We start from the raw sequence: 17,565 nt of genomic DNA on the forward strand, positions 1-17,565 counted from the left end.
CGGCGGCTTGCGTGGTCGTCCGGTTCGCCGACCGGAGCCGTTCTGTTCGGGCCCAGGCCGCGTGCTGATGGCCCAGGCCGATGCCGACGAGGACCTGGCCTGTGCTGAATCCGCGCTCACTGCGCCTCAGCCGACGACACATCCGGACCTACGTCCGACTGCCCCGAAGAAATTGCCCAGGAACAGGTCAGGGGTTCCAGTAGACCGAAGTGAACGCACGGTCGAAGCGCCGCGCGGCCAGGTCCTCGCGTTGGATCACCCAATGAACGGTGGCGCTCTCCCAGCCCTGCACGTCCATGCCGGCATGCCAGTCCGCCAGGAGCACCCAGTCCGAGACGTCGTCCGAAACCGGTCCGTCCCACCGGCCCGTTTCCGCCGCTCTCACGGCCGTGGACACGGCAACGGCGACCGGGTCGTAGTAGACGGCCTCCTCATCGGCGTATCCCCCGATCTGCAGCGGCCCCTCGGGGGCGATGTCGTCATGGGTGCTCTCCCAGACCTCGACGAGTTCCTCCGAGCGGGGATGCCCGGAAAGCGGCCCGCTCCCCGCTCTCCCGGGGAGTTCGACCGCCTCGTGGCAGGGCAGCGACACATTGGTCGTCGCCCGCAGCGGACCCTGCGGGAACGCCTTGAACATCGCCTCGTAGTCCTGGAATTCGGAGGAGTTCCAAGCGTGCCTGTCCCGTTCCGTCACGGCAGTGCCCACGGGGACGTACACCACACTGCCCATGGGTTCGTCATAGTCGGCGGTCTCGGGGAAGGCGAAGAGCAGCAGGTGGCCGTCGGGAGGCAGGGGCAGGTCCGTCGCGTCGGAGGGCAGGGCCGCTAGGTCGATGGAGGCGACGAAGGGGTGGGCGGGGTCCGGGGCATCGGCCGGCAGCAGGAGCGGACCGCCGAATTGGCCCACGACCGGCCCGTCCCCGTCCTGCGTCAGCGTCGCGCAGGGACGGGCGGTGGCCAGCCACCGCTCCACGTCCTCGGCTGGTATGCCCCGCGCGATCGCCTCGTCACGGAAGGGACCTAACCGGTTCCACGTCTCAGGAGTCATGGGCAAACGGTAGAGGCAGGGACTGACACAGTGGCGTCGAAGCGGTAGGTGGGCCACGGAGGAGCTGTCCGGCCCCTTGTCCCGATGAAACCGGCACGGCGACGGGACCGCCACCCACAGCTGCCGCATCCGGCGCCACTGCCCTCGGTGCTCCATCCGCGCCGTTATGCCGGCTGATCCGAACGGCAGGGCCTCGTTCGGGGGTTGTTCGCCACTCACCGTTCGCTCTTCATCCGCCGACCGGCCCGGGGCCGGGAAATCGGCCTCGTATCACCATGGCGACCTGCGAACGGGCGCTGACCGACGCCGCTCCCCGAGGTCGCGCGGCGCGCCGGGGTGAGCACGGCCGCGCCCTACCGTCACGTCGCCGACAGGTCGGAACTGGTGGCGACGGTGGCCGAACTCGGCTTCCAGCGTCTGCGGGACGGCCTCTTGCCCGCTGTGGGCGGCCACAACGGCCGCGACCACGTCGTCGAGTCGGGGGGCGCTTACCTGCGCCGGGCGCTCGACACCCCCGACTTCTACCGTGTGTTGTTCGGCGCCGAGGTCCAGCGGGTCGGCCATCCTGGCCTCGGCCGCGCTGCCGAGGTCGCTTTCGCTGTCCTGCTCGAGGCGGTCGACGCCGCCAGATTCGACCGGGCGCTGCGGACCAAGGACGCCCGCGCACTCGCCGGCTCGCTCTGGTCGGTCGTGCACGGAGCCGCATCCCTCGACATCGGCGGCGACCTGCACGCCCACGTCGACGTCGACGTCACATCCGAGGACCTCGTGGTGGAGACGATCTCCGTACTCACCGCTCCCTGACGAAACGCCGGTCGTGCGACAGGGGCGGGGTCGTGCCCGGCCGGTGTACTGCTCCAGCCACTCGGCCGAACCCGGCTTGCATGCAAGGATGTTGCCCGTGACCAGATCGTCTTCGTCGCCCGCCGCCGACGGCACGCAACACCACCACGGACTGGGTCCCCGGGCCGCTGCCGTGCTTGTGTTCGGGTCCTCGGCCGCAGTCCTGGTGGTCGAGATCGTCGCTCTGCGGCTGCTGGCCCCCTACCTCGGCCTCACCCTCGAGACCAGCACCATGGTGATCGGCATCGCCCTCACCGCGATCGCAGCCGGCTCCTGGCTGGGTGGGCGTCTCGCCGACCAGGTCAATCCACGCAGGCTCATCGGCCCCTCGCTCGGCGTGTCAGGAGCGGTCGTGGCGCTCACCCCTGCCGTGCTGCGCACCACTGGGGAGTGGGCACCACCGATTCTCTTGTTCATCGCGTCGCTGACCATCCTGGTGCCGGGCGCGCTGCTCTCCGCGGTGACGCCGATCGTGACCAAGCTGCGTCTGACCAGCCTCGCCGAGACCGGAACGGTTGTCGGCCGACTGTCCGGCGTCGGCACGGTCGGTGCCATCGTCGGCACCGTCCTCACCGGCTTCGTCCTCGTATCGCGGTTGCCGGTCAGCGGCATCCTGATCGGCCTCGGAACACTGCTGGTGGTCGGCGCGGCGCTGGTCGAGTGGCGAACGCGCGGATGGAGCGGCACCCCTGCCCTGACACTCGTGGTCGTGGCCGGCAGCCTCGCCATCACCGTCGCGCCCGGCGGCTGCGACGCGGAGACCAGGTACCACTGCGCACGGGTCGTCGCAGACCCCGACCGGGACAGCGGCCGGACACTCGTGCTGGACGGCGTGCGGCACTCCTACGTCGACATCGACGACCCGACCTTCCTGAAGTTCGAGTATGTGCGCGCCATCGCGTCGGTGGTGGATGCTGCCTTTCCCGAAGGTGAGCCACTTGCCGCTCACCACCTGGGCGGCGGCGGGCTCACGTTTCCCCGTTACCTCGCCGCCACGCGGCCCGGGACGCGCAGCCTGGTGTCCGAGATCGACAGCGGGGTCGTACGCATCGACCGCGACCAGCTCGGTCTGAGATCACAAGCCGGTATCGACGTACGTGCCGAGGACGGCAGGCTCGGCCTGCGGCGACTGGACGCCGGCAGCCGTGACCTCGTCGTCGGTGACGCCTTCGGGGGCGTCAGCGTGCCGTGGCACCTCACTACGGTGGAGGCGCTGACAGACGTACGGCGGGTGCTCAACGAGGGCGGCCTGTACGTCGCCAACCTCATCGATCACGGTGGTCTCGCCTTCGCACGTGCCGAAGTAGCCACCCTCAGCGAGACCTTCGAGCACGTCGCCCTCGTCGGCGCTCCCGCCGACATCGGTCTCGACCCGACCGCCAGCTCCGACGGCGGCAATCTGGTGGTCGTCGCCTCCGACCGACCAGTCGACCTACGCGCGACCCAGGAGGCGCTGGACGCCCGGCAGATCGGCTGGAAGATCACTGGCGGCGACGACCTCACCTCCTGGATCGGCGATGCCCAACTGCTCACCGACGACTACGCACCCGTCGACCAGCTCCTCCAGCCCTACCGTCCACGGAGCAGCCAGTGACGTGCGCTCTTCGCCGGATTCCAGGTCGCGGCCGCGCAGTTGCGTATTCCGGCGGGCCAGGAGTCGGCTGGTGATGATGTACGGCAGCACGTAGGGAACGACGGTGGAGATCTCCAGGACCCGGGCCGGTCAGGGCGTACTGCTGGGAATCACACAGTTCTTCGGCTGTTCCCGGCCGGTGGGCCAGCCCAGGCCGACGAACCTCAGCTTGCCGGCGCCCGCCAGGCCCGGGTCCAGGTCGACGACCGCGACCGGCTTGTCGTATGCGTTTCCACCGCTGGTCAGGCAGATCAGGCCGCTCGTGCCCTGCACGCGGTGCCGGGACTGGAGCAGCGACCACTGTCCCCCGACGTCCTCAAGGCCGGGCACCGCCTCGGGACCGCCGCTCTGCGTCTGGTGCAGTGCCTTGCCGATGGTGACGAGGCCGTCGTACACGAGCATCGTCCGGGAGTCCTCCAGGTCCGGGGCCGAGCCGAGGCTCGTTCCCTCGCTGCGCGTGGTCTCGATCCGCTTCTTCAGGGTGTCCAGGGCGGTCTTGGGCTCGGTGAGGTACTGGGGGAGTTCCTCGGCGGTGGGCTTGCGGTCGTGGTCCGTGTCCCACTGCTTGTTCCAGCGGGCCAGTTCGGTGTTCCAGGCGTCCGGGTGCGCGGGGGCGGCGTACTGCACCGTCACCTTCACCGTGCCGTCCTCGCCGCGCAGCTGCGCCCAGTCCTGCTCCGTCATGTCCTGCCGCAGCGAGGCGGCGTCGGAACCGCTGACGATGGTGTAGTGCCGGTCCTTGCAGCCCACCTGGGCCAGCTGGAGCGCGAAGATCCGCAGGTGCAGCGTGCGTCCCGCGAAGTAGACGATGTCGGCCCGGGAGTCGCAGATGTTGTTGGCCAGCTGGGTGAACTGGTTGCCGGTCGAGCCGGCCTCGTCGATCGCGGGGGACTCGAAGGGCATCGGCGCGGGCCCGGCCGGGCCCTTCTCGTCGATCCCGCTGAACGCTTTCGCCAGCGACTCGTTGTAGCTGTCGGGGCGCTTGTCGTAGACCAGCACCGTCTTGAGGTTCTCCCGGCCCCGTTCGCCGTTGAAGTTGGCCAGGGCCTGGGCCGCGTCGTGGTTGGTGGGGATGATCCGGGCCAGGCCGGGGAACCGCTGTCGGGCCATCCCGTCCGATGTGTCCTCGTTGGCGATCCGGTCCCCGCTGATCCGGGAGGCGAGCACCGGGATCTTGTGCTCCGTCAGTCGCTTGACGGCTGCTTCTGTCGTGTCGAGGCTGAGGTTGAACCCTGTGACGGCGCGCAGCCGGTCGTCCGGCGAGTCGGCCATCCGCAGCAGGGTGTCCACGACCTTCTCCTGTTGCTCGTAGTTCCGCCCGGGGTTGGCCAGCACCAGACGGATCTTCGGCGGTTCTCCCTCGCCCTCGTTGGCCTGCCGCTGCCCCAGGTACGCGCCCTGGAGGTCGCTGCGCATCTGCCGGCGCAGCGCCGCCTTGTCCGACTGCAGCGGCAGCATCATCGCCACCGTGACGTGGGGCTGGCCGTCGATCCGCTCGTTCTCGCGTGCGATGGCCCGGGCGACGTCGCCGATCTCGGGGTTGCCGAAGTCGTAGCCCTCACCGTTGAGGCCGATGCACTCGCCGCCGGTCCGCTCGACGCCGTCGGCGCAGGTGTCCTCCTGCTGGGAGATTCGGCAACCGGTGAAGACGGCCGCCCCGATCAGTCCCAGACCCAGCAGCGCGATGAGGAACTTCTTCCATCTGGGCATCCCCGTTACCTCCGTCGCCCGAGCCGTCGGGTACAGGTGCAGTGCAGCAACGGCTGCTCGTTCGCCGCCAGGGCTTTCCACTCCGTGGCGGTCCTGTCGAGTTGTCCGGCGCCGTCGAAGTCCATGGCCACGAGTCGCTCCAGCAACGTGGACAGGGTCTCGGCCGTCTTGCCGGTCGATCTGGTCCGCTCCTCGCACAGCCACACCGCGTGCAGCAGCTGGTCGACGGTGCGGCGCAGCGCGGGTCCGGCCACGGGCACCAATCCCTGGGCGCGTGCCCGCCGGGTGTCCGCTCCGCCCGGATACGGCGCCTGGGCGATCTCCAGCAGCTCCGCGCACCACTCCTGGGGGCGGCCGGGCAGCGTGGCGGTCAGATGGCGGACCACGTCGTCCACGCCGCCGGAGACCAGGTGGTGGTTCATCCGGTGCGCCGTGACCGAGCGGAACGCCGCGCCGTGCGGCGCCTCCTCGTCGGCCGTGCGGGTCGTGTAGTGGTCCCGCAGCAGGTGGTGGTCGGCGTACCAGGCGGCGCCGTCGGGGCGCAGGCCGTACAGCCGGTGCACCAGCAGCTGGCGCAGCCCGAAGTCCCCGATGAAGTGCCGTTCGCAGCCGGGCCACCCGGTGTCGGTGAGCAGTTGGGAGACCTGATGTGCCGTCAAGTGGTGGGTGCGGTCCGCCTGATGGTGGCGGAGCAGGACGCCGGCGCACTCCTCGTCGTGCGCCACCGACAGATGCGTGAGCAGATCGAGCCACTGGTCGTGGTGCACATCCGGGAGCCGCACCGGCAACTGATCCAGGACCAGATCCTGAAGCAGTACGTCCGCCACCGGCCGCTCGGGGTCGCCGCCGGGCAGACGCAGCGGGGCGTCCAGGAGGTCCCGGTCGTTGGCGTCCGCCGGCATGCGGAAGGCGGCGGCAGCAGCGGCCAGCCGGATCACCATGTGCGGCCGTCCGCCGCTCAGCCGGGCCACGGCGGCATCGATACGGCGGCGGTGCGCGCCGCCCTCCGGCTCCCCGCGCTGCTGTCTTCGCTGGGTCTCGTCGCGGAGCTGGTCGCCGGTGAGAAGGGGCATGCGCAGCAGCAGCACCCCGTCCGCCAGCGGTGCCCCGTCCGCTCGTGAGCCCGTGCGCCGGGACCAGGCGGGAGGGCCGCCGTCCGCGGGCCGGAACTCCGCCGGGGGAGCCTGGGCCGGCAGCCCGCCGTGCAGGAAGGCGCCGCCGTCCGCCCGGCGCGCCGTGCCCACGATCACCACGCGGTCGCGCTGTCCGCCCCTGCGATCGTCGAGTACGGCGCTCAGCAGCCGCTCGCCCAGGGGCGACTCGGCGTGGTCCAGCAGCAGCCCCGGGCGGCCGACCCGGAACAGCCAGCCCGCCGTCCCGGCGTATGCCGCTTCGAGGTCCTCGCGCAGCGCCCGGAAGAGGAAGCTCTCCGCCAGCTCCCGGCCCTCGTCGCCGGCCAGGAAGTCGGCGGCGAGATTGCGCAGTCCGTGCCTGGGCTGATCGGCCGCGCCGGGATACGCGCCGTACAGCCGCTCCAGTTCCGCCCTGCCCCGGGGTGCCAGGCGTGCGAAGAGGGCGTCCAGGAGTGCGTTGCTCACGGCCGCCGAGTACGGGTCGAGCGTCTGCCCGAACAGGGTCGACAGCAGGTTGCGGACGGCTCCATGGAGGACGCCCCGCCAGAAGTCACCCGCGCCCAGGCCGCGGAGGCGCGGTTTCTGGGACAGATGCTCGTACCGTTCGACCTCCGTCGCGACAGCTTCGGGGGCGCCCTCCCCGGCCCCCGTGGCGATCATCGCGAGGCCCGTGAAGAAGCGCGGGAAGGCGAACGAGCCGCCCGTCCCCTGCCAGGTGTACAGCCGCTGGGCGATCTCGAACAGGGCCTCGGTCGCATCCGAGCGGGCGTCCGGCTCCGGCCCGGCCCGGTCCGCGTACACCGGGGAGGCGCAGTCCAGGTGGATCACCGGCACCTTGGCGGCGAAACCGTCCCGCACCGCACGCAGCAGCCGTCCCTTGCCCATGCCCGGGCCGCCGGTGAGCAGCACCACGGGCAGGTCGGGGCCGTACAGCGGCTTCCGGTCGGCTCCCGACGGCGACCGCGCGAACAGGTGCGCGAAGAAGCCGTCCTCGTCGAGGAGTTTCTCGAACCCCAGGTCTTCACCCACGGACCCCCCATGGAAGAACTCTCCCGCCCGTGAGCGGATGACCGGTGACCAATGCGCCAGAAAACAATCAGTGGAACACGAGTCCGTCTACCGGACAACGGTGCTTACGTGGAAAGGGAGTTGAGGAGTGGTGAATGACGGGCCGCAGTCGTCCGGGGGTGTGTCGCGGTGGCAGGCGGGGATTCACGTTTCGGCCTCGCCGCTGCGATCGCCTGTCATGGGCTTCGCCTCCGTGGCCTTTGGCTGCCCCTTGATCGTGGCGGAGTGCCAGGTCACCGGGCTGTCGCCGGCTGCCGGCCACACCGGTGAGTCTGCGTCATGGCACTGCTCATGACGTGCGGGTCCAGTTCCTGACCTGCACCGCAGCTTCGCCGTCGCGCACGTTCAGCCCGGACGGCACCGCTGGTGGTGCGAGGAACACGAACGGCTCGTCGCCGTCGTCCGTGATCGCTCCCCTGAGGCCGCCCGGCGACGATCCGCTCACTCGTCGGCGCGCTGGTCGAAGAGCAGGCCTACGAAGTCGGTGACGGGTCCGACGATGTCGAGGTCCTGGTCGAGTACCCACTGCAGTTGGAGCCCGTTGAGCACGGCATGGAAGAGGACCGCGGCGCTCTCGGGACTGATGCCCTCACGCAGCCTGCTGCGCTCTGCCTTCTCCTGGATACCCTCGGCGAACTGGGTGCGCCCGCGCTCATAGCGTTCGACGAAGTAGGCGTGGGCCGGATGATCCGGCCGTGAGGCCGCGGCGGCGAGTTCGATCCACAGGCGCATCAGCTCTGGTGCCTTCTGGTGGTGACGCATCAACTCGCCGAGGTAGGGGGCGAGCTGATCCGGGCTGTCCACCTCTTCCAGGCCCTGTTGCCATTCCTTCGCGTCGCGTTCGGCGAGTACCTCGGTGAGGAGCTCTTCCTTGTTGCGGAAGTGATGCAGGAGGCCGGCGTGGGTAATGCCGGCTCGTTCCGCAATGTCGCGCAGGGAGGCGTTGGCGTAGCCGTTCTCGGCGAAACTGTCGCGTGCCGCCCGTACGATCTCCGCCTTGCGGGCCGGCGTCTTGGCGTACGGCCCACGCGCCTTGTCCTGACCCACGGTGCGCTCACTCTCCTCGACGACGCCGGTCCCGGCTGGTCCTGCGCGGCGGCTGAGCCAAGAAAAGTTACCATATGGTTGGGATTTGCGCATGCGAAACCTGCTCCGATGACCGTCACGACACACTCGGTCCCGGCAATGGGGACGAGTGGTTCAAGCGCGGCGCGGAGGAGTTCATCGGGTGCGCGTCTACGGCTTGGTCGGCGGCGAAACCCCCGAGGAACTGGCCGAATTGGCGGCCGCGCAGGTCGCCAAGGGCATGACGGCGGTCAAGCTCAACCCCTGCGGCCGGCTGGAGCCCCTCGCCACGCCCGCCGCGATCAACGCCATCGTGGACGGGATTTCGGCGGTCCGTGAGGCCATCGGCCCGGAGCGCGACCTGGCACTCGACTTCCTCGAAGTCGGGTCCTGGTGCTTGAACTTCATGATCGGCGAGCACCTCGCGCCCCTGGAGGGCGACCAGCTTGCCCGGCTGACGAGACTTGTCCAGGGGCGGCGAGCGCGCGGTCAGAACCAGTGCAGGCAGTGCGGGGAACGCTCGGCGCGGAAGAGTGCGTCAGCGAGGGTGGCCGCACCCGGGCGGTGGGCCCGGATGTGTCCGGCACGCACGAGCGTGCTCGGGGCGGTGCCGCCGAGGTAGACCGAACCCAAGTCGCTGGTGTCCAGGGACAGGTCGGGCTCCCGATCCGTCGGAACGCACTCCGCCTTGCCGTCCCGGACGGTCAGCAGGTAGCGGCCGTGCTCGCCGAGGAACGGGTCCTCGACGTCGAGGACGAGCTCGCCGTCCGTGAACCAGCCGCGTGCCGTCAGCGCTCGCGGGACGTCCAGCAGCCGCACGTAGAGCCAGTCCATGGCACCGCTCACCTCGCCGGCGCGGAAGTCCGCAAGCTGCCAGCGCAGCGGGTGCTCGGGCGGGACGTGCTGGAACACGATCTGAGAGACCAGGTCGTGTCCGAGTACGAACCGGGCCAGGGCCGTGAAGACGGAGTCGTCGGTGGCGATGGTCTCGTCGACCGTCAGGGTGCCGGACTCGATCGAGTAGCTGGCGTACCCGTCCGGGACGCCGTCGGCGTCCCGGTGAACGACGACATAGCGCGGCGCCGGCGAGATCGGGGGCTGCCCCGCGCGCAAGGCCCACCAGCGGTGCGGCCGGGACAGCGCGCCGGGCTGTGCGCGGCGATACCTGTCGTAGACCTCTTCCAGAATCTCGCCGCACTCGGCACGTCGCAGCACCTCGACCGAGCCGTTGCCCGAGCCGGTCGCCGGCGCGTCGGTCACTCCGCGCGCCCGAGGAACGGCGAGGGCGGCAACGCGGCGCGGCACCGTCAGCCGCGCCGTGTAGGTCGCCGGTCCGTAGCCGAACCTGCCGTAGATCGGGGCCTCAGAGGCCAACAGCACGGAGAGGAACTCCCCGCGGGCCCGGAGCTCGGCGAGCTGATGACGCATCATCGCGCTGAGCACGCCCTGGCGCCGGTGCGAGGGCAGGACGCCGACGGCGGTCACCCCGGAGGCCGGGACGAGGGTCTCGCCGGGCAGGGTGAGCTCGAAGGAGTGCGCGGCGGCGGTGCCCACGGGCCGCCCGTCCTCCGTCAGGGCGAGCAGGCAGCGGTCCGTTTCGAGCGCCGACCACCAAAGACCGCCGCCCTCGACCGGAGTTTCCCGGAAGTGCCCGAACGCGGCATGGACTGTGTCGACGAAGACGTCAAGGTCCTCATCGGTCGTGGAACGGATCTCCATTGCGCCGCTGCCTCCTCGAAATACCGGCACCACGACTCGTGGTGTCCGGCCACAGTGCATGCTTTGACTCGTGGACAAGGCAAGCGAATTACGGCCGGGCCCGCGGCCGTTCACAGCACAGCCCGGTCCCAGCCCGGACCGGCCGGATGAGTGCCACAGCCCTACCTCGTTCATCAAACGTCAGCACCGACAAGCAGAAGACCCAGCGCCGGCACGACGCCCTCGACTCAGCAGCATCGCCGTGACGGTTCCCGAACGTTCCCTGATCCTGGACTTGGCGCTCGCGCTCGCCGAGGACCGGCGCCGACATTGTCCGCAAGACCAAGAACAGCCTGGAGTCTGAACGAGCCCGAGCCCGAGCCCGAGCCCGAGCCCGCGGCCGCGTCGGCAGTCGGCGCAGGATGCTCAACCGCTCCACGGCCATGCGCTCCGTGATCTCGGCCTGGAGGTTTCCCGTGAAGGCGTGCTGGATGGCCAGCAGGAGTCCTTCCTTGCCGCCGAACCGACGGTAGATGCTGCCGACGGCCATACCCGGCCCGCTCGGCGACGGCAGCCACGGTGAGCGCGTCCACTCCACCCTCTGGCCGCCGTGGCCGGCACCGACGACCTGGACCGGGTTGCCGAGGTCATGGACGGCCTGCGCTTCGACCCGGACAAGCACCGCATCACCTGCCCGCTGCCCCTGCTGCACGGCGGCCGCGACCCCCTCGCCCGCTACGAGGACCAGGAGCCGTTCCTGCGCGCCGCCGACCCCGCCACCTCCACGGTGCGGATCCGGCCCGACGGCGAGCACACCATCTACAACCGCGCGGCCGCACGCGACGCGCTCACCGGAGACTGGTTCACCGACCACCTCGCCGGCCAAGGCACCCCGAAAGGGTAGGCACGCAGCCGCGTATTTCAAAGCCGCAGTGGAGCAGCCCGCGTACGACGTCTGCTCCGCCCTGTGGTGCCACGAGGCCGACGCCCTGACCGGCTTCCGCGGTTCCGGCGGGGCGCTGACCAGGACGGATCCTTCCGGCGGGCGTCGCCCTCAGTCCAAACCATTGTGCTTTCACCGAGGTTGTTCGTAAGCTTTCCACTTGGAAGGTATTGAAACGTTTCAACTCGCTTGATGCGGTGGGGAGGGACCCCCGGCCGTTCCGGCGCGGCAATACCTCACGGGACCGTCAATCGCTGTCCCTTGCCTGCGCATCTCGTTGTGCGCAAACGAAAGGAAAGAGCCGTGGCCGAGGCGAACAGAAGTGCGTTGAGCCGCCGACACATGCTCGGCATCATGACGGCGGCGACAGCCGGGGCCTCCCTCCCGCTCGCGGCCGCGCCGAACGCCGTGGCGGCGAGCGGTGCGGTATCCGGCCGACACGGTTCCACTCCCACGCATCTGCAGGTCAACTCCCGGGTCGAACCCCTGGGCACGGAGACCGCTCCTGCGTTCAGCTGGGTGCCCCCGGTGGCCAGGCAGACCGCGTACGAGATCCAGGTCGGCACCAGACCCGGAACGTGGGACGTCTGGCGCAGTGGCAAGGTGGCGGGCGCGGCGGGTTCCAACAGCACCGAAGTGGCCTGTGGCGGCGGCGCGCTGCGGTCGGAGCGGGCGTACTTCTGGCGGGTGCGGACCTGGGACGAGAAGGGCGCGGCCGGTCCCTGGAGCGAGCCCGCGATGTGGGAGACCGGCCTGCTGAAGGGAGAGAAGGACTGGTCGGGTGCACGGTGGATCGGCGGCCGCGAGGCGCAGGGCCACGACTGGAAGGACCTGACCGCGACCGTCGTCTTCCGCGGCGGGCCCGACACCGCCGGTGGTCTGTCCCTGCTGCTCCGAGCCGAACCCATCGGCAAGACCTGGGGTGAGGGGCTCAACTGGACCGTCCGGCAGTCCGGCGACGATATGCAGTTGGTAATGAAGACCAGCCACTACGCCGGCAATACATGGGTGGACGACGGGACCTCGAAGCCGAACTGGGGCGTCAACTACTACGACCCCCAGAGCGAGACCAACCCCACCGCCGCCGGTACCCGTAGCGTCCCGGTCGGCACGGTCACCCTCCCGGCGTCGACCGGACTGACCAAGGACACCTGGGCCACCCGCGACCACACCGTGCGGGTCGCGGCCCACGGGCTCACCGTGACCACCACCATCAACGGCGTCGAGGTCGACAGCCGCACGCTCACCGGCGACCAGATCCGCCGCCACGGAAGCTTCGGCTTCGGCGGCGCTACCTCCGCCACCGTCCGCAGCGCCAAGGTGACCGGCACCGGTGCCCCCGACTTCTCCGTCGACCTCACCACCGGCGCCAACCCCTTCGAGGCGGGCATCGCCACCCTCGACGGCCTGACCTTCCCGCCCAAGAACCCCTACATCCCCGGCAGGAACGCCGTGCTGCCCATCGCCAACCCGGCCCCGGTGCTGCGCCGCGCGTTCACACTGCCCCGAGGACGCCGCATCGCCAAGGCACGCCTGCACCTGAGCGCCGCCGGCAACGTCACCTTCAGCGTCAACGGCGCCCCGATCACCGTCGACGGCAAGCAGGCGAACCGTGGCCGTACCAACGTGCCCCGGCTGCTCACCGACCAGAGCACGTACGACCGCACGGTGCTCTACGACACCTTCGACGTCACCGCGCTGCTCGAGGCCGGCCGGGAGAACGTCGTCGCCGCCGAGCTGGGCCGCGGCTGGTACGGGGTGACCACACCCCAGGAGTGGTACTGGCAGCTCGCCCCGTACGCCGGCCAGCCGCGCATGCGCGCGAAGCTCGTGGTGACCTACACCGACGGCTCCACCACCACCCTCGTCACGGACAAGGAGTGGCTCAGCGCGGACGGACCCACGACGTTCGACTCCGTGTACTCGGGGGAGAAGTACGACGCCCGGCGCGCGGACGAGCTGGGGGAGTGGCGCTCGGTCGGCCACAGGACCGGCCGCGAGTGGCGGCCGGCCACCGTGCTGATTCCCCCGGGCAGTTGCGCGGGCCCCTCGCCGAAGTACCACGGCGCGCTGCCCGCCACGACGGTTCCCGAGGGCTTCAGGCCGGCCGTCCTGAGGGCTCATGAGGCGGAGCCGGTGCTGGTCAACCAGACGCTGCGCCCGGTTTCCCTCACCGAGACGGCTCCCGGCTCCGGTGTCTGGGTCCTGGACTACGGCCAGATCATGACGGGCTTGGTCCGCCTGGCGCTCACCGGCATACGCCCCGACAAGGAAGGCCTCACCCTGCGCATCCGCGGCGGCAACCGCATCGTCGGCGGTGACGGCACGGCTGCCTCTCCCCTCTCGGTCGAGGAGGAGAACTTCCAGCACGATGCCAACCTCCAGACGCACTACTACACCCTCGGCAGGCGGTCGACGCAGACCTGGGAGCAGCAGTTCAGCCACTTCGGCTTCCGCTACCTGGAAGTGATGAACCTCGAGGCCGTCCTCGGACGGGCCCCCGACCGGAAGCGGGACGAGGACCTGCTGACGGTCGGCGTCGCCCGCACGGGCTTTGCCCGAACTGGCACCTTCACCACCGACAACGCGCTGCTCAACCGCCTCCAGCGCAACCTGGAGTGGGCCGAGCAGAACAACCTCGTGCAGAAGCCCACCGACACCCCGTCACGGGAGAAGAACGGCTGGACCGGCGACGCCATGGCCAGCTCCGAGTCGGAGTCCCTCACCTGGGACGTCAACGGAGTCTTCACCAACTGGCTGCGCCAATTCCCCGACACCCAGATCTCCACCGGCCAGCTGCCCATGTTCGTCCCCATCGCCAAGGGCGGCTACGGCTACGACCACACCCCCGGCTGGAACGCCGCCTGGAAGGCGGTGCCCGCCTGGGACTCGGCGTACTTCGTGATGCCCAGGGAGCTGTACACGTACTACGGCAACAGCAGCCTGTTCGCCGAGCTCTACGACCACCAGGACACGCTCCTGAAGTACTACGAGACACTCTTCACCGCCGAGAACGACTACAAGTTCGAAGCCTCCCTCGGCGCCTACTCCGGCGCCGAGAGCCCCGGCAGCAACGCCGTCATCAGCCTCGCCTTCTACATCCACTTCTGCGACTACATGGACGAGGCGGGCCGCAGGCTCGGCCGGACCGAACGCGCAGCCCACTACGCCAAGTTGGCGCGCACCCTGCGCAAGGCGTTCATCGCCAACTACTGGGACGCGTCCCAGGGCCACTTCACCCAGGGCAGCATCTCCAGCGAGAACGCCCTGGCCATCGCCTTCGACCTGGTGCCCGGCTCGGACCTGAAGTCCAACGACCCCCGCTACCTGGCCGGCACGAAGACGGTCGAGGAGAACAAGAAGGCCCTCGCGAAGCTGCTCGCCGACCGCATCGTGGCAGCGGACCAGCACATCCAGAACGACATGTACGGCTCGCGCTACGAGTTCAACGTCCTCAGCGAATACGGCTACACGGACATCGCGCTCAGGGCCGTCACCCAGACCGGCCAGCCCGGCTACGTCCACCAGATCGCCAAGGGCGCCACGTCGCTGTGGGAACAGTGGACCGACCGGCTCTCGGTCAACCACCACTACCGCTCCAACGTGGCCACCTGGTTCTACCAGGGCCTGGCCGGCATCAAGCCGACCTCGACCGCCTACGAGTCGCTGCGCATCCGCCCGTACATTCCCTCGGCCGCCGTCAACAGTCAAGTCCCGAAGAACCCCGAGGACACCGACCTGGCGCCCGCGACCCTCGACCACGTCAGCGCCTCGATCGACACCGTGCGCGGCACGGTCTCCTCGGAATGGCGCCGCCGCCCGGACGGCAGGATCGACCTCGCGGTCACCATTCCGTACAACACCGAGGCCGAGATCTGGGTGCCCACCCAGGGCAAGCCCGTCAGCGCGCCCCGGGACGTCGCTCACGTCCGTGACGACGCCTCCGGCGGTGCGGCCTACGAGGTCTACCGCGCACGGGCGGGCTCGTACCGCTTCAACGCCTGACGACGACCTGACTGCGTGAACGACCGCACTGTGCCGAGCTGTTGTGCTCGGCACAGTGCGGTGTGCCGGTCATGGCCGCTGCCCTGACAGCCCGGCGTGGGAGCTGGGCTCAGACCGGGCACTCTTCACGCATGACTGACCCACTGGTTAGACAGCGTCCGACCGGTGCCCGGCGAGTGCGCTTTCCGGCACGGTCCGGGGCGGCGCCTGCGTGGTGGCCAAGTGACGGGTGAGCCGTTCGCCTTCGATGTCCACGTTGGGGAGCGCCCGATGGAGGAAGCGCGGCAGCCACCAGGCCCGCTCGCCGAGGATCGCCATGACGGCGGGTACCAGGGCCATTCGGACGACGAACGCGTCCAGGAGGACGCCGATGCCCAGTGCGAAGCCCATGCCCTTGATGACCTGCATATCGGCGAGTACGAAGGAACCGAAGACCGCGATCATGATGAGGGCGGCGGCGGTGACGACCTTCGCGCCGTGCCCGAAGCCCCGGACCATCGCGTCGGTCGGGGAAGCACCGTGGGCGTACTCCTCGCGCATCCGGGAGACGAGGAAGACCTCGTAGTCCATGGCCAGGCCGAACAGGATGCCGACGAGGAGCATCGGCAGGAAGCTGAGCACCGGGCCGGTGTCCTTGATGCCGAGGAGACCGGAGAGCCACCCCCACTGGAAGACCGCGACCATCGCCCCCAGGGATGCGCCGACGGAGAGCAAAAACCCGAGCGCCGCCTTCACCGGCACGGCGATCGACCGGAAGACCACGACCAGCAGGAGCAGCGCCAAGCCCATCACCAGCAGGCAGTACACGGGCAACGCGGCGGAGAGCTTGTCGGCCACGTCGATGTTGACCGCGGTGGTGCCGGTGACGTCGATCTGCGTGCCGGTGCGCTGCTCGACTCCGCCCCGGGCGTCACGTATCTCTGCCAGGACCTGCTTGGTCCGCTCGGTCTCGGGGCCGCTCGTGGGGGTGACACCGACCAGAGCCGCGTCACCGGACGCGGCAGTGACCGCAGGGGCCACGGAGGCCACGCCGGGCAGGTCCTTCACGGTGGCGGCGAGTTCCTTCGCGGCGGGCATCACGTCCTGCTGCGCGCCCTGGACCAGGACGACCAGGGTGCCGCTGTAGCCGGGGCCGAAGCTGTCGTCGATCATCTTCTGGGCGCGGGCCGCCGAGGTGTCCGGGTCCTTCCCGCCGCCGAGCCCGAGCTGCAGGTCGGCCGCCGGAACGGCCATGAGGCCCAGCCCGAGGACGGTCACGGTCAGGACGCTCCAGCGTCGCCGCGCTGTCATCGCAGCCCAGCGCCGGCCTGCCGTGGTCCCTTGTTCCTGACCGGAGGCGCGCAGATGGCCCCGCTCCGCGGAGCGGCGCAGTACGGGGATCGAACTGCCGGCGATCTTGCGGCCCCGCAGGCCGAGCACGGCCGGAAGCAGTGTGACGGCGATCAGTACGGAGACCGCCACCGTGGCTGCGGCGCCCAGACCCATGACGGTGAGGAAGGGGATGTTCACCACGGCCAGCGCGGCCAGTGCGATCACCACGGTGGCGCCGGCGAACACCACCGCGCCGCCCGCCGTACCGGTCGCCAGCCCGGCCGACGCCTCCGGTTCCATCCCGTCCCGCACCTGGGTCTGGTGGCGGGAGACGATGAACAGCGCGTAGTCGATGCCGACGGCCATGCCCAGCATCACCGCGAGGATGATCGACGTGCTGTCCATGGTGACGACACTGGTCATGGCCATCAGGCCGAGCACACCGACGGCGACACCGACGAGCGCGGTGGCGATCGGCACGATCGCCGTACGCAGCGAGCGGAAGACGAACACCAGCACGCCCAGCGCGATCAGCACACCGACCGCCTCGCCCGGACCGAGCACCTTGACCTCGGCGCCCGGGAAGGCGTCACCGCCGAGCTCCACGGTCAGCCCCGCACCCCGGGCCTGCTCAGCGATCGTCTCCATGCGGTGCTTCGTGCCCTCGGTGATCTTCTCGCCCTTGTCCACGGTGAAGGCGAGTTGGGCGATCCCCGTCCGGCCGTCGGACGAGACCGTGCCGGCGCGTGTCGACGGAGCACTCGCCGACCTCACGCCCGGCACGGATTCGGCCTGTGCGACCGCCTTCGCGACAGCGTCCCCTGGAGCCCCCGAGGCGATCGTCGCCCCGTCCGGCGCCCGGAAGACCATCTTCCCGGCGAGATGGTCGTCGGTCGGGAACCTGCTCTCCACGACGTCGAGGGCGCGCTGCGCCTCCGTGCCGGGAATGGTCGTGGAGGACTCGAACGGCTTCATCAGCCCCACCGCCGCCGCCACTGCCACGAGGAGCACGATGAACCAGGCACCGAAGACGGTCCCTTTGCGCCGGTAGGAGAAGCGGCCGAGACGATACAAGAGCGTGGACACGCACAGACTCCCGAGAGAGACA

Annotated in this window: 10 protein-coding genes; 4 read left to right on the forward strand and 6 right to left on the reverse strand. The window is 69.9% G+C overall.

The window, feature by feature from the left end:
* Positions 1-187 precede the first annotated feature (187 nt).
* Entirely contained in the window at positions 188-1,048 is an 861-nt protein-coding gene (locus OG252_RS48980) for a DUF1963 domain-containing protein (protein WP_329344631.1), read from the reverse strand.
* 336 nt (positions 1,049-1,384) lie between these two features.
* Here OG252_RS48980 and OG252_RS48985 point away from each other — a divergent pair, with 336 nt between their 5' ends.
* Positions 1,385-1,852, forward strand: a complete 468-nt coding sequence (locus OG252_RS48985) for a TetR-like C-terminal domain-containing protein (RefSeq protein WP_329344632.1) — start codon at positions 1,385-1,387, stop codon at positions 1,850-1,852.
* 97 nt (positions 1,853-1,949) lie between these two features.
* A complete protein-coding gene (locus tag OG252_RS48990; protein WP_406491072.1) occupies positions 1,950-3,485 on the forward strand; it encodes a fused MFS/spermidine synthase in 1,536 nt (511 codons plus the stop codon).
* A 129-nt stretch (positions 3,486-3,614) separates the two neighbouring features.
* Here OG252_RS48990 and OG252_RS48995 read toward each other — a convergent pair whose 3' ends face one another.
* The 4 genes from OG252_RS48995 to OG252_RS49010 all read right to left on the reverse strand — a co-directional run bounded on the left by OG252_RS48995 (position 3,615) and on the right by OG252_RS49010 (position 10,219).
* Positions 3,615-5,234 carry an ABC transporter substrate-binding protein gene (locus OG252_RS48995; RefSeq protein WP_329344634.1) on the reverse strand — a complete coding sequence of 540 codons (1,620 nt, stop codon included), beginning with the start codon at positions 5,232-5,234 and terminating at the stop codon, positions 3,615-3,617.
* A 5-nt stretch (positions 5,235-5,239) separates the two neighbouring features.
* On the reverse strand, positions 5,240-7,396 hold the full coding sequence (locus OG252_RS49000; RefSeq protein ID WP_329344635.1) for a hypothetical protein: 2,157 nt from the start codon (positions 7,394-7,396) through the stop codon (positions 5,240-5,242).
* A 480-nt stretch (positions 7,397-7,876) separates the two neighbouring features.
* Positions 7,877-8,482 (reverse strand): TetR/AcrR family transcriptional regulator, encoded by a 606-nt coding sequence (locus OG252_RS49005; RefSeq protein ID WP_329344636.1) that lies wholly within the window; start codon positions 8,480-8,482, stop codon positions 7,877-7,879.
* 507 nt (positions 8,483-8,989) lie between these two features.
* Positions 8,990-10,219 (reverse strand): GNAT family N-acetyltransferase, encoded by a 1,230-nt coding sequence (locus OG252_RS49010; protein WP_329344637.1) that lies wholly within the window; start codon positions 10,217-10,219, stop codon positions 8,990-8,992.
* A gap of 589 nt (positions 10,220-10,808) precedes the next feature.
* Here OG252_RS49010 and OG252_RS49015 point away from each other — a divergent pair.
* Together OG252_RS49015 and OG252_RS49020 are read left to right on the forward strand one after the other, a co-directional pair.
* Positions 10,809-11,102, forward strand: coding sequence for a hypothetical protein (locus tag OG252_RS49015; RefSeq protein ID WP_329344638.1), 294 nt, complete (start codon positions 10,809-10,811; stop codon positions 11,100-11,102).
* A gap of 393 nt (positions 11,103-11,495) precedes the next feature.
* Positions 11,496-15,146 (forward strand): family 78 glycoside hydrolase catalytic domain, encoded by a 3,651-nt coding sequence (locus OG252_RS49020; protein WP_329344639.1) that lies wholly within the window; start codon positions 11,496-11,498, stop codon positions 15,144-15,146.
* A 147-nt stretch (positions 15,147-15,293) separates the two neighbouring features.
* Here the strand turns inward: OG252_RS49020 and OG252_RS49025 are convergent, their stop codons facing one another.
* Complete coding sequence (locus OG252_RS49025) at positions 15,294-17,543, reverse strand: MMPL family transporter (RefSeq protein ID WP_329344640.1); 2,250 nt, start codon at positions 17,541-17,543, stop codon at positions 15,294-15,296.
* Positions 17,544-17,565: the final 22 nt, after the last annotated feature.

Origin of the sequence: Streptomyces sp. NBC_01352 (assembly GCF_036237295.1) — a bacterium.
Taxonomy (GTDB): domain Bacteria; phylum Actinomycetota; class Actinomycetes; order Streptomycetales; family Streptomycetaceae; genus Streptomyces; species Streptomyces plumbiresistens.